15 protein-coding genes are annotated in these 13,164 nt (G+C 59.9%); 5 read left to right on the top strand and 10 right to left on the bottom strand.

What is annotated here, in order from left to right:
* The first annotated feature begins 32 nt into the window (after positions 1 to 32).
* On the top strand, positions 33 to 1,742 hold the full coding sequence (locus VNH11_10120; protein ID HVA46707.1) for an N-6 DNA methylase: 1,710 nt from the start codon (positions 33 to 35) through the stop codon (positions 1,740 to 1,742).
* A 70-nt stretch (positions 1,743 to 1,812) separates the two neighbouring features.
* Positions 1,813 to 2,346, top strand: a complete 534-nt coding sequence (locus VNH11_10115; protein HVA46706.1) for a hypothetical protein — start codon at positions 1,813 to 1,815, stop codon at positions 2,344 to 2,346.
* On the opposite strand, the gene VNH11_10110 is transcribed toward VNH11_10115, so the two are convergent.
* Entirely contained in the window at positions 2,343 to 3,413 is a 1,071-nt protein-coding gene (locus VNH11_10110; protein ID HVA46705.1) for a site-specific DNA-methyltransferase, read from the bottom strand. The two genes, VNH11_10115 and VNH11_10110, sit on opposite strands and share 4 nt — an antisense overlap.
* A 76-nt stretch (positions 3,414 to 3,489) precedes the next feature.
* Between VNH11_10110 and VNH11_10105 the strand changes: the two genes are divergently transcribed.
* The 3 genes from VNH11_10105 (at position 3,490) to VNH11_10095 (ending at position 4,987) form a co-directional block, all read left to right on the top strand.
* On the top strand, positions 3,490 to 3,981 hold the full coding sequence (locus VNH11_10105; GenBank protein ID HVA46704.1) for a type ISP restriction/modification enzyme: 492 nt from the start codon (positions 3,490 to 3,492) through the stop codon (positions 3,979 to 3,981).
* Positions 3,982 to 4,449: 468 nt separating this feature from the next.
* Positions 4,450 to 4,632: a hypothetical protein gene (locus VNH11_10100; protein HVA46703.1), complete on the top strand. Its 183-nt coding sequence runs from the start codon at positions 4,450 to 4,452 to the stop codon at positions 4,630 to 4,632.
* Complete coding sequence (locus VNH11_10095; GenBank protein ID HVA46702.1) at positions 4,601 to 4,987, top strand: hypothetical protein; 387 nt, start codon at positions 4,601 to 4,603, stop codon at positions 4,985 to 4,987. Before VNH11_10100 ends, VNH11_10095 begins: the two co-directional genes overlap by 32 nt.
* A 142-nt stretch (positions 4,988 to 5,129) precedes the next feature.
* Here the strand turns inward: VNH11_10095 and VNH11_10090 are convergent, their stop codons facing one another.
* The 9 genes from VNH11_10090 to VNH11_10050 all read right to left on the bottom strand — a co-directional run.
* Complete coding sequence (locus VNH11_10090; GenBank protein ID HVA46701.1) at positions 5,130 to 5,357, bottom strand: hypothetical protein; 228 nt, start codon at positions 5,355 to 5,357, stop codon at positions 5,130 to 5,132.
* Between the two features lie 8 nt (positions 5,358 to 5,365).
* A complete protein-coding gene (locus VNH11_10085) occupies positions 5,366 to 6,643 on the bottom strand; it encodes a hypothetical protein (protein ID HVA46700.1) in 1,278 nt (425 codons plus the stop codon).
* Positions 6,644 to 6,776: 133 nt separating this feature from the next.
* Entirely contained in the window at positions 6,777 to 7,475 is a 699-nt protein-coding gene (locus VNH11_10080; protein ID HVA46699.1) for a hypothetical protein, read from the bottom strand.
* 72 nt (positions 7,476 to 7,547) lie between these two features.
* Positions 7,548 to 8,384, bottom strand: a complete 837-nt coding sequence (locus VNH11_10075) for a hypothetical protein (GenBank protein HVA46698.1) — start codon at positions 8,382 to 8,384, stop codon at positions 7,548 to 7,550.
* 62 nt (positions 8,385 to 8,446) lie between these two features.
* The gene (locus VNH11_10070; protein HVA46697.1) at positions 8,447 to 8,929 is read right to left on the bottom strand and encodes a transposase family protein; all 483 of its coding nucleotides are present in this window, start codon (positions 8,927 to 8,929) and stop codon (positions 8,447 to 8,449) included.
* A gap of 78 nt (positions 8,930 to 9,007) precedes the next feature.
* Positions 9,008 to 9,811, bottom strand: coding sequence for a tryptophan synthase subunit alpha (gene trpA / locus VNH11_10065; protein ID HVA46696.1), 804 nt, complete (start codon positions 9,809 to 9,811; stop codon positions 9,008 to 9,010).
* Between the two features lie 5 nt (positions 9,812 to 9,816).
* A complete protein-coding gene (gene trpB / locus VNH11_10060; GenBank protein ID HVA46695.1) occupies positions 9,817 to 11,022 on the bottom strand; it encodes a tryptophan synthase subunit beta in 1,206 nt (401 codons plus the stop codon).
* A 666-nt stretch (positions 11,023 to 11,688) separates the two neighbouring features.
* Positions 11,689 to 12,816, bottom strand: a complete 1,128-nt coding sequence (gene corA, locus VNH11_10055) for a magnesium/cobalt transporter CorA (protein HVA46694.1) — start codon at positions 12,814 to 12,816, stop codon at positions 11,689 to 11,691.
* 167 nt (positions 12,817 to 12,983) lie between these two features.
* On the bottom strand, positions 12,984 to 13,164 hold a 181-nt coding region (locus VNH11_10050; protein HVA46693.1), incomplete at its 5' end, for a hypothetical protein.

Below are 13,164 nucleotides of genomic sequence, written 5' to 3'. Positions count from 1 at the left end.
TATACGGTACGTGCGAATACGTGTCAATAGCCATGACGTGTGTTTTTGTCCAAACCGGGCCGACGTGCGTTGTCGAGTTAGAGGGCGACGTCGAAACGTCCGGGGCGAAGCTCGCTGCACCGCTCGAACTGGTGGCGCGGTTCGACAACTTTCTGCGCTGGGAACCGATTGCGCCCAAGTCGGCCGCGGAACTGGCCAAAGTCGCCGCAAGGCTCTGCCGCCTCCTGCGCGATGAAGTCGCCGAGCAATTGGCCGAGAAAAGTCCGTCACTCACCGCACTGGCAACCGATTGGCGCAAGCTGCTCTTTCCGGAAGCCAACGATCAGCAGTTCGCCGACGGCTATGCCCAGGCCGTCACCTTTGGCTTGCTCATGGCCCGCTCGAGCAACATCCGGCTGGCCACCGGGCTGGACCAGGTCGGCAAGCAACTCGGCAAGACCAATTCGCTCGTCGGCGCCGCGTTGCGGCTGCTCACCGACGAGGTCGGTAACGAGGCGACTTTGAAGACGTCGCTCGGCACCCTGGTCCGCGTGCTCGACGCCGTAAATTGGCAAACCATCAGCAAAGGGAATCTCGATGCCTGGCTCTACTTCTATGAAGATTTTCTGGAGGTTTACGACAACGCGCTTCGTAAGCTGACCGGCTCGTATTACACGCCGCCTGAAGTCGTCGGGCCGATGATCCGCCTGGTCGATGATGTGCTGCGCCGGCACTTCGGCCGCAGCGCCGGTCTGGCGTCGCCGGAAGTAACGCTGGCCGATCCCGCCGTGGGAACCGGCACGTTCATTCTGGGCGTGCTGCGCCGCATCGCGGCCGATGTGGAGGCCGACCAGGGCGCGGGCGCGGTGCCGCAGGCCATCGAAGCGGCGATCGGCCGTTTGATCGCCTTCGAGATTCAGCTCGGTCCCTTCGCGGTCGCTCAGCTCCGCATCTTCGCCGAGTTGATCGAGTTGATCGGCAACCCCCCGCGGGCCGTCCCGCGAATGTTCGTGACCGACACGCTCGGCAATCCGTTCGCGGCCGTCGAGGAGCTAGGGTCGCTGTACCGCACGATTTCCGAGTCGCGGCTGCAAGCGAACGAAATCAAGAGCAAAGAACCGATCACGGTGGTCATCGGCAATCCGCCCTACAAGGAAAAAGCAAAAGGACGCGGCGGTTGGGTCGAAGAAGAACCGCTCTTGCAGTGGATGCCGCCGGCTGATTGGGGTGTCGGTGCGCATGCCAAGCACTTGCGCAATCTCTACGTCTATTTCTGGCGCTGGGCCACCTGGAAGGTTTTTGACCGCGACCCGCGGCACGACGCGGGCATTGTCTGCTTCATCACCGTCGCGGGCTTTTTGAATGGGCCGGGGTTCCAGAAGATGCGCGATTACCTGCGCCGCACGGCCGACCGTATCTGGGTGATCGACTGCTCGCCCGAAGGCCATCAGCCCGACGTGCCGACACGTATCTTTCAGGCGGTGCAACAACCCGTTTGCATCGTGTTGGCCGCACGATCGAAACGAAAGGCGACCGACAAGCCGGCCGTCATCAAGTACACCGTCTTGCCCGCCGGCAAGCGCGAGATTGCTCGGGCGACTGGCGAGCGCCGTTTTTGCCCGAAGCCACGGGCAAGTGGGCCAGTTACCCAGCGATCGGCAAGCTTTTCGCCTACAACGGTCCGATCGGCGTGCCCGCCAACCAGAACCACCGCTTCCACTAAAAAGCCTCCGGTATTAGCGGCCCGCAACGCCGCCGATTAAAGTCATCGCCGAACCTAGACGATGCCAATGAGGGCAAACTAGCCATGTGAGCGAGGCACGAATGGATGGGATGACGTTGCGCGACGGGATTTTCGCGCTCCGGACTCGTCGATTTGGCAGCGTCGGCGAGGTGCTAGTTCAGCGCATGGCCAAGCTCGGGAAAGCGAGGACCCAATTTCACGATCTTTACGATGGAGTCTTGAACCATCGTGTCGAAGTGAAATTCTCCGTGGTTCAGCGAAAGTCTAACATCCCAATCAGCGAAAACACGGTTTTGCAGGCGATCGAGGCCGCTACCAGCGAAAAGCGGATGGTTCAGTTCAAGGACTGGAAGTCCACCGAGTTTGACTGCAACATCCAGCAGGTCAAGCGGCGCGAATTCGAGATGCTCTATTATGGGCTGTTCTTCGCCGATTGTGTGATTGTTTTCCGAATTGCAACGGACGAAATCGGGCCTCAAATCCAGTACTCCGATTTTCAGCATAAAGGCAATATCGGCGAGGGGCAGTTCCATGTCAACCGCCGCACGTTGCAGTACCATCTCGACCACTACGCCTATCGGACGCTGCAATACGACTTCCTCCTCAGTCTTCTTACCGACTAAAACAGACTTGCTTGCATTCGCTCAGAGCACTGCTCAGAATCCGGTGTCAGCATCGGTTCTAGCTGCAAAGCTCCGACTTCTGGAAACGGGTTGCCGTTCTGCCAACCGAGGCGGCCGGTGGCCCTGAATCGCTCTAAGCGGCGAATGGCGATTTCGCAAAAAAGCGGATCGATGTCTGCGGTAAAGCATCGCCGGCCGTGAATTTCGCTCGCTAGGAGCGTAGTGCCGGAGTGTGCGAAGAAATCGACGACAACGTCACCCGGTGAAGAACTCGCGAGCAAAATCCGCTCAATTGCTCGCAACGGCTTTTGTGCGTAACATCCGGATACATTTTCTTCCATGCGGTAGAACACCTGCTGGATGTCGACCCATACGTTGCCGGGGCGGATGAACTCGGATTTCCCGCGTTCCAAGTTCTCCGTCGTCTTCCCATTAACTTCTTTGTAGTATCCTCTTAAAATCTTAGGTATATCTGTGTATTGAACGGCAAAAGCAGGGTTCCCTTTAGTGTAGTAGAGCAATTCTTGTCGAACCGCCATCCAATTCCGCTGCGTGCCGTATCCGCGTTGATTCCGCATCGTGATGAAGGAGCGTGCGGCGAGCTCGCGAACCTTGCGCATCATCACCATGAAGTCTGGCAACGGCTGAAAGCCGTTCTTCTGATCCGCCCCCAGCCAGATGTAGAAGGCCGCGTCAGCGGCCAAGTGTGCGACGCTGACTCGCACCCAGCTTTCGCACCACGCGACAAACTCAGATAACGCCCTCTCTTCGAAGGCAATGAGGTTGTATGGCGGATCGTGGATAGCCAGTCGTGCTCCGACCTCGCCCATGAGCGTTCTGATCTGATCGGCGTTCGTCGCATCAGTACAGGCTACACGGTGCTGCCGGACCGGATCGATCCATATGTCTCCAGGCGTCAACCGGCAATGCGGCAGTAGAAATCCGCGGATTTTTTCATCCACATCTAATCGCGGTAGCGGACTGTGTTCCATCGCTATGTTCTCGGATAAATTGATCGGAACGTGGTTGCGCTCGGCGGCGATACGTGCCAGATGCGCTGCCGTCATTTTAGAGCACGGTGCTCGCGCAGCAAACGGGCTTTCGCGCTGAGCGCGAAACCACGTCAACGTCGGCAAAGCTGCTGTGGCGCGGTTTGTCAAAGACCGGCGGCACACCTTTGGCGAGCGCTTTACCGACGCGAAAGCCAATCGCCCACCGGGGCCCCCACGACTTCGCGAGCGAGGGCCCCGGATGCCAAAGGACGGCGCGATTCCGGACGAAGCCGACTCCATGCCCAACGTGATGGAATACCACGAAGCCAGACGCCGCTTGCTCGTCGGCAGGGGTTTCGTCGAGAATGTGCCGCCCGCCGTGTGGAACTACGAGGTGTCGGGCAAGCGGGTGTTGACGCAGTGGTTCAGCTATCGTAAAAAGAACCGCGAGCGGCCGATCATGGGCGACCGGCGGCCGCCCTCGAAGCTCGGAGACATTCAACCCGATCGCTGGCTGGCCGAGTACACGACCGAACTGCTCAACGTGCTGCATGTTCTGGTGTTGCTCGTGGAAATGGAACCAGCCCAAGCGCAACATTTGGAGGCGATCTGTGCAGGACCAACCCTCGGGTTCCAACTATGAACCAGAACCGCCGCGGCTGTCGACGACCCCGGACGATTTCATCTGGGATCCGGAGAGGCAGGGTTGGTATGCCCCTGGCGAACCGTCACTTTGGGACGCGGAAGCGTGGTGCCGAGAATTTGAAGAGGCGCGCCGTCGGGGAGAATACTCGGGAGGCTTGATTTCCCGAGACGAGCTTTTGGCGGCCGGAGCACTCAACGTCCCACCCTCGGGGCGCAAATCGCTCAGCGCCGGCGTCAAGCGCGAGCACTTGCCCTTATTTCCGGACGATGACACGGCTCCCACGAAACAAGAGTCGACGCCTTGCGATCCCGACAGCGACTTATCCGAGGACGAAGCACCATAATTGCCATCGACCGGCTTTTATCGAAAACGTGCCGCCCGCAGTTTGGAACTACGAAGTCTCGGGCAAGCGCGTGTTTGACGCAGTGGTTTAGCTATCGTAAAAAGGACCGGGAGCGGCCGATCATGGGCGACCGGCGGCCGCCCTCGAAGCTCGGAGAGATACAACCCGACCACTGGCCGGCCGAATACACGACCGAACTGCTCAACGTGCTGCACGTTCTGGCGTTGCTGGTGGAAAAGGAACGCGACCAAGCGCAAAATTTGGAGGCGATCTGTGCAGGACCAACCCTCGACTTCCAACTATGAACCAGAACCGCCGCGGCTGCGGAGCATCCCGGATGATTTCATCTGGGATCCGGAGACTCAGGCTTGGTATGCCCCTGGCGAACCGAGCAATTGGGACCAAGCAGCCTCTAGCCGGGAGCTTCAGGAGACGATCCGGAGGGTCCGCGAGAAGTGTATAGCCGAGGGCACATGGGACAACGGCACGGTAATTCGCGTCGGGCCGCTTGGCGACGTTCCCCAGCGGATGCGCAAGTCGCTGCGCAACAAGCCCGGAAAACGGCTTCCGTTATTCGACGACGACGACATCGTTCCCACGAACGAAGAGCTGACGTCCAGCGATCCCGACGGCGATGAGCCGTCGGACGAACTTCCGTGATTGCCGCGAACTGGATCGGCAGGCTTCCGGAGATCGAGGCCGAGAGAGCGCGACACCCGGAAAAGAGCGATTCAGCTCAAAAGGCACCGGCCCCCCTGCTGAACGGTAGACGGCAAGAGATAAGAATTCCGTACGCCGATCGTTAAACGAGCTGCGTCCCAATTGATTGACGCAATTGATTGACGAGCTTTTTCGCAGCCAGCAACGAATCCAGGGCGAGCGTTGAGGGAACCGTCGTGTTGACGACCGCGCGACTGCCGCGGCGCTTTCGTCGCTTCATACCCATAGACTTCAGGACCTGGCCGACTTTGGCAGATGAAGCCTCGACACCCTGCTCCGAGAGCTTTGCCATCACATCGCGCGGGCGCACAGGCTCTCCTAGATGTAGGCTGCCGTCCATTTGCCTGAGTGATCGTAGTTACTCGACCCCTCAAAGCCAAATTCTTGCCAAATGAAGTCGAACATTGGCCTTAGCAGCGCCGCGCACGTCTGGGTGTCTTGAAGTGCCGACGCATCGAGATTAAGGATCGAGTCCGGGCGAATATCATCATCAAGGCAGACATCGCTTGCCACGCCAGCACTTGCCCATAAACAGTATCCCTTCACGTGTAGGAGCGAAACGGCGACATTCAGCGGCTCACCCGCAGCTACCTTTCCAATCAATTGGGCAAACTGTGACACCGCGTTAATGACGACCCTTTCAAACGTCGATGGCCCCATGTATCGCCCCTCGTTCAGAACGGCCGTCGATTTGTCGATTGCACGCCGCCAGGCTACCGCAGTTGCAGAGTCAAGGATGTTGTTGTTTGCCGCAACAATTGTTCCATCAGCGCGAAGCTCCGAGATAGCAAAGGTGGCTGGCGGCTCCCCATGGTCGCCACCGTATTTGGAACTTGCAACCGTTGACCTTGCCCGCGTTTTTGGGTTCCATCCGCCAACAAACGAGCCGGTTGGTGGCGGTGCCGACAAAGTGGCCAGGTTTTGGCTTGTCAATGCAAGCGGCACTGTAGGTGCGACGCAAATCGCAAGCACGCTGCTGCCGGGGCCGATGTCGTGGAACTTGCCCTCGCGAACCGACGTTTCAAATCGCGTGCGAATTGACTCGAATCGGTCTGCTTGCTGCGGCTGACCCGTTTCCGGTTTGATGCCAGCAATGATCGTTCGCAGGCCATTCTCCATGTCGCTCGAAAGTGTCTGTTGCGCCGCCTTGATTGTCTTCTTGTCACTTCCTTCCGCCAGCGAATACCGAATAGCCCATCGACGCTTCACGTCAAACATTTGGTCTTTTGGGCCACCGTAGAACTCATTCATAACTGCCAATACGCGCCCGAAGCCTTTAGACCGAACCGCATATCCAAGTTCAAACAACACGTTCGGATTTGAAATGAGTTGGGGCTCGGAAGTGTCTTGCGTGGCACCGACAAAGGTTAGATCAGGCAGGAAGACTTGGCAGCGGTCAATCTTGTCAAGAATCGTTTGTGGGATGTCGCACATCCCGCCGACGCCTTGTGTGTCGGAGTCGAGCGAAACGACGAAGCCGCCGGAATTGTCTTTCGTGATGCGCTCGCATGCTGCCGCAGCAGCATCGCGAATCAGGTAGCGGTTAACCCTTTCTGGTCGATCGGATTGCCAAGCGTAGAAGACTTCGACTTCCATTCGTTTTATCCACAGGTTTCGCACCAGCCGGCTATCGGCCGAGCAGGACTCGCAGGGCCGGCGCTTGCCGACGCTCAATCAAACGCCGGCCAAGCCGCCAGCGCCGCGGACGCGAGCATACGGCGCGCCCCGCCTACTCGCCTAACCCAGGGAAGACGCTAGGTTGCAAGCCGTTAAAGACGGCTGCCGCAATCGACGCGCCTCGCTGAACCACGTTTTCCGCCGCCTTCAAGTATCGGTCAACCTCTGGAAACATCGGCCTATCGGGTTTGATGAACCAAAAGTCACTTTGCTTTGGTTCAACGGGAAACGGATGACAAATTGCCGCTAACACCGCCGCGTTGTCACCGTCGCCAAAACTGCTTAGCATCCATGACGGAGGCACATAGACCGTTGGGCTTCCGACAAAGCACATATCAAAACATTCGATGCGAACCCTTGCAATCGCCGATCCTTTACGATGCTCGGCGATATGTCGTTGGTCGCTCAGCAGATCATCGTTGAACGCTTTCACGATCGGCTTGAACTGTTTGTCAAACTCTTTGCGCCAGTCCCGCTCTTTTTCCGACAACGTCGCCAACCACTGCTTTACCTCTTTCCGGTTTTCATCGAAACCGTAGCGAAACCTAGTGATTTGTACCGCGCTGTACGCACACGAAAGAGCGTTATTCAGCTCCCGCCAAATATGATCCTGCCAAGGGTGATGAATGATCGTCCCGGACGCAGCAATCGCAAACAAATGTGAGGGAGCCCCAGGGCGTTGCAGCGGCGGCACAAGGCAGCTTGCCATCGCGCGGTAACTTCGCCGCGCATCCTCAAGTTTTTGACTCATAACGCACCATACCGCAGACGCATCAACAACCGGAAGGTTCACGCGCAAGCAACCCAACGCCGATGAAGTCGTTTATTGCTGATTCCCCTTGGATTCTTCAACCGCCCGGTGAAGCATTTCGGCAAACAAGCCGAGCGGACATGCGAAGACGACGCGGCTATCCTGAAACCATGAACTCTGTACCGCGATAATGTCGTATCGCGTTCCCCCATTCTGGTCTTTATAGAACGCGAAAACAGGGCCACCACTCATCCCTTCAACGCTCTTGAATTCGTCGGCGCCTGATCGTACCCGACCGATAAACCAACTATCATCGTGCGGACAACCCGGAACGTCGGCAGCGCTTATTCGATGGACGCCGATAGCGGCCGGACGCAGCCCCCAGGACGGCTTCTGCGTCATCTTCTCGGCACCATGCTTTGGGAAGCCGATGACCTTGTACTCGAAATAGCGGCGTTCCGGCCTGTCGAGCCACATCTCTCGCGTCACAACCCTGATTCCATTACGGGCGAGCCCGCTGCATATAAGGTCGCTCAATGGCAGCAACGCGAAATCAAGATGTGGATTCTTGCGGTAGACCATAATTGCGTCACCGGCATCGTAGGGGCATGGGAGCACTTCCTTAAACGAAGCGTTGCTTCCGAAACAATCCATGAAGCCTTTTCCATACGCCGTGACATTCGGCTTGTTCAAACAATCGCGCTCAAAGTCTCGGATACAGTGGCCGGCCGTCACCCAGAAATTCTGCGCGTGAATCCGAATCAAAAACCCCGACGACCACGCGAACCCTTCTGCCTTGATGCTGCCATCGTCCTCTAGCAATACGGTATTCGCCACGAATGCAACCACGTGATTACTTAACTCACGCACAAAATCCGCTCTCAGATCATCCTCAGCGACGCTTGCCATACCGTTTTCTCCTAATCGTCCTGTCTCGGTTCAGCGTGATCTGGAAGAATCGTCCGATCGAGTTAGCGAGTAACAGTAGGGGACAGGATCACCTTGGTTGCATTGTACAAAGATCGGGAAGGGAAGCTACGGGTTCCTCTTCTCTGTTCGGGCGTGTGGGCAAGGTCGGCACGGGGATGTTCAACCGCTGGCACAGGTCGTGGGCCGCGTCGTAGGGGGTCTGACCGGTGGCGATCGTCCAAAGATCCAGGGCGTTCCCCGATCGTCCGCACTTGAAGCAATGGAAGGTCTGTTGGTCGAGGTTGGAAGTCCTTGGCGACGAACTGGGGGCCGTTGTCGGTGATGATGCGTGGTGTGGCGCCGGGGTGCGCCTCGCGGGCACATTGCAGGATGATTTCCACGTCGGATTCCTCCATTTTCTCGCGGATTTCCCAATGAACGATGAAGCGGCTGCAACCGTCCAGGACGGAGCAGAGGAAGTAAAACGTGCCGGCGATGTTGAGGTAGCTGACATCGACATGCCAGTGTTCGTGAGGTTTCGGCATTTTGCGTGCGGCGGTGGTTTCAACTCTGTCGATCGTGACGATTCCACGAGGACGTTAATGTCCCGTCGCCACGATTAGTCATCCATTGAGCGCGTTCAATAAGCTGGCGGCGTAATCTCCCACGTCCTGCAGCACTTCGGCCCTCGGGCGGTTCGCAGCCGTGGCGATGCGGCGGACGATGGCGGAGCCGACGATCAGGCCATCGGCCACCGGGGCCAACAGCCGCACATGCTCCGGCTGGCTGATGCCAAAACCGATGCAGATCGGTGTCTCGGTCTGCTCGCGGAGCCAGCCCACGTTGTCCAAAAGCTGCCGCGGCAGGGCGGTACGCTCGCCGGTGATGCCGGTTACCGAAACGTAATAGAGAAAGCCGGTCGAACTCTCGGCGATCCGCAAGGCGCGGTCGCGCGGCGTCGTCGGCGTGACAAGCTGAATCAGGCTGAAATCGGCCGCGCGACAGATAGCGGCCAACTCGGCCGACTCTTCCACGAGCAAGTCCGGCACAATCGCCCCCGCCACGCCCGCCCGCTTCGCCTCATCGACATAGCGGGCCAAACCGTGGCGGAGAACAATCGCATAGCTGACCATCGTCACCAGCGGCGCCGTGACCTGCGGCGTCACTCCGGAGAGCATCTGCAGGATCTCGGCCAGTTTCACGTGCCGGGCCAGCGCCCGCGTGTAGGAAGCCTGGATCACCGGCCCGTCGGCGATGGGATCGCTGTAGGGGATGCCGACCTCGCAGAGCTGGGCACCGCGGCCTGCCAGTTCGGCCAGCACGTCGGCCGTGAACGGCAAATCGGGATCGCCCGCCGTCACGAAGGGCATCAGCGCCTTTTGCCCCTCGGCCCGCAGGCGACGGAAAAGTTGGTCAACGGCCGACACGTGATTCACCCAATGTTCTGTCCCCGTAACCTCGCCACCTCGAAGGCATCCTTGTCGCCGCGGCCCGAAAGACAAACGACCACGATCTTGTCCGGTCCAAGCTGTCGGGCAATCTCCATCGCCTTGGCCACCGCGTGCGAGCTTTCCAGGGCCGGCAAGATGCCTTCGTTGCGGGCCACCAGGTCGAAGGCCGTCAAAGCGTCGGCGTCGCCGCAATAATCGTAGCGCACGCGGCCGGTGTCTTTCCAGTAGCTGTGCTCCGGGCCGACGCCGGGATAATCGAGACCCGCCGAGATCGAATGCACGTCGCAGGTTTGGCCGTCTTCGTCTTGCATCACATAGCTGTAGCTGCCGTGCAACACGCCGGGCGCGCCAAAGGAAAGCGGCGATGCGTGGTCGCCCGGCCGCGGCGAGCGTCCGCCGGCCTCGACGCCGACCAGCTCCACTCCCTCCAACTCGATAAACGGATAGAACATGCCGGCCGCGTTGCTGCCGCCGCCCACGCAGGCCACCACCACGTCGGGCAACCGTCCCAGCTTCCGCCGCGACTGGTCGACCGTTTCGCGGCCGATCACCGATTGAAAATCGCGGACGATCATGGGAAAGGGGTGCGGGCCGACCACCGAGCCGAGAATGTAGTGCGTGTTTTCGACCGAGCTCATCCAGTCGCGCATCGCCTCGTTGATGGCGTCGCGGAGAGTGCGCGAGCCGCTGGTCACGGGCCGCACGTCGGCCCCCATCATCCGCATGTTGAACACGTTGAGCTTCTGCCGGCGAATGTCTTCTTCGCCCATGTAGACGACGCACTCCAATCCGAAATGGGCGCAAGCCGTCGCCGTGGCCACGCCGTGCTGTCCGGCGCCGGTCTCGGCGATCACGCGCGGCTTTTTCATCCGCAACGTCAGCAGGGCCTGGCCGAGCGTGTTGTTGATCTTATGAGCGCCGGTATGGTTCAGGTCTTCACGCTTAAAATAGATTTGCGCCCCGCCGCAGTGCCGGCTGAGCCGCTCGGCATGGTAGAGGGGCGACGGCCGGCCGACGTAGTCGCGATAAAGCTGGTCGAGCTCGGCCTGAAATGCCGGATCACGGCGGGCTTCGTCGTAGGCCAGCACCAGCTCGTCGAGCGCGCGTGTCAAGGTTTCGGGCACATAGCGCCCTCCAAAGGCGCCAAACCGCCCGGCGGCATTCGGTACATGGCTGGTGACGGACATCGAGCTTGCTGGGGACTGAATCGTGGGGAACTTTTGATTGTTCATGCTGACGATGCCGGGGTCAAGCTCGCCGGCCAGCAGGGAACGGACTCCGTGCGGTTCCGGCGATTTGGCAATCGCTTGCCATGGCCAAACGCATTCGCGTGCTTGATTCCACCAACGTCACTCGAACGCGACCGCTTGCGCCGGACGGCCTGAGACGCGCGACGTTGGCCTCGCGGCTGCTGATCGGTTTTTGACAAACCGAACCGGCAATGCATTGAGCATAGGTTTTTCCGCGAGCAAAAGCGGTGGCTGGGGCAGAGCTCGGCCAGATAGCGGCCGGCGTCATTCAACGGCGTGGCGGCCAAGCGATGCCCCGGTTGGACGCACCGGGGCATCGCCTGGCCGCCGAGATGAGGCCGGTGAGCGACTTGACGTGCGACAGGCCCTCGTCGTCGAACGAAGAACCGGTCACATCGAGCAGCTCGAGCTGTTCGAGCCGTGTTCGACTTCACCACCCAGTTCACGCTGAAAGACAACAAGGGCAACTACGGCGCATGGTACGGTTTCGGAAACGGCCTCGGCGTGATGGGAGACACGACCGACGGGCCGGGGCCCCGTCCAGCGAGCAACGGGCGCAGGCAACGGGCCGGCTGCCGGACGACTGAGACGAAGAGCATGGCTCTATCTGCCATTCCCCAGCCAGCCCTTGCGGCGAAAATACCAGAGCATCGCCAGCACCGTCAGCGCCATGAGACCCAGGGCGTAGGGATAGCCATACGGCCAACTGAGTTCCGGCATGTTCCAGCGCGAACGGTCGGTATGAAAGTTCATGCCGTAAAGGCCGGTGATGAAGCCCAGGGGCATGAAGATCGTGGCGATGATGGTCAGCACTTTCATCACCTCGTTCATGCGGTTGCTGAGGCTCGATAGATAGAGATCGGTCAGGTCGGAGCAGAGTTCGCGGTAGGTCTCCACCAGGTCGATGATTTGCACGAGGTGGTCGTAGCAATCTCGCAAATGGACGCGCGTCTCTTCATCGACGAACGGCGAGGGGTCGCGGACCAGCGAGTTGACCGCTTCGCGCAGCGGCCAGACAATCCGCCGCAAGCTGCGCAAATCGTGCTTGGCGGAGTGAATCTCCGCGACGGCGCGGCGGCTGGGCCTGGCAATCACCCGGTCTTCCAGCCGGTCGAGCCGTTCGGCATAGGACTCGACGATCGGAAAATAGGAATCGACCACCGCGTCGAGCAGGCTGTAGGCCAGGTAACCGGGCCCGGCCTCGCGCAACCGTCCGCCGCCGCGCAGCCGTTCGCGGACCGCCTCGAAGCAGTCGCCCGGATCTTCAATAAACGTCAGCACGAACTTGTCGCCGACGAACATGCTGAGTTGTTCCGTCTCCAGGCCCTCGTTGAGCTGCGCCATGCGGGCCACGATGAACAGCCGCTGGTCGTATTGGTCCACTTTGGCCCGCTGGTGCAGATGCACCACGTCTTCCAGCGCCAAGGGGTGCAGCTTGAAGATTTGCCCCAGCCGCGTGATCGTGTCGGCATCGCCGACGCCGGCGACGTTCAGCCACACCACCGGCCACGCTTCCAGCAGTTCGACCACTTCCTCCGGCTGTTGCAGTTGCTTCTCAATGAAATCATCGCCATGATAAGCGACGGCGTGCAACACCGGCGCCCGCGCGTCGGCAGGGATGTGCAAGGCGCCAGGGGGCATGCCGGGCACGAAGCCCAAGCGGGCGCGCGGCGAGTGAAACGAAGCTTTCTGCGATGGGTTCATGGCGAGCAAGCGGTGAAGCCCCAACATGACGAGTCTACGCCGGCAAAAAGGCGCCGGCCAGTGAGCGTGCGGCAACCGCAGGGGGTTTCGGGCGCCGGGCATCAGAGGCTTTGCCGCCTGGCGCCTGACGCCGCCTGTCAGGGCACCCCCTAATATAGGGTTTGTCGGCGGGGAGCGGAGTGAGAAACTATACTTCACGCGGCCGAGAATGAGACGTTTTGCCGTGAGGAAAAGCGGTGGCTGGGGCAGAGCTTGGCCTGATAGCGGCTGGCGCCGTCAACAGCGTGACGGCCAAGCGATGCCCAGGTGCGTCCAACCGGGGCATCGCCTGGCCGCCGAGATGAACGGAGCGCCAGCCTCCACTTGGCCAGGCTC

This window comes from Pirellulales bacterium (genome assembly GCA_035533075.1).
GTDB lineage: Bacteria > Planctomycetota > Planctomycetia > Pirellulales > JAICIG01 > DASSFG01.
This window is presented reverse-complemented; position numbering and strand designations above follow the sequence as displayed.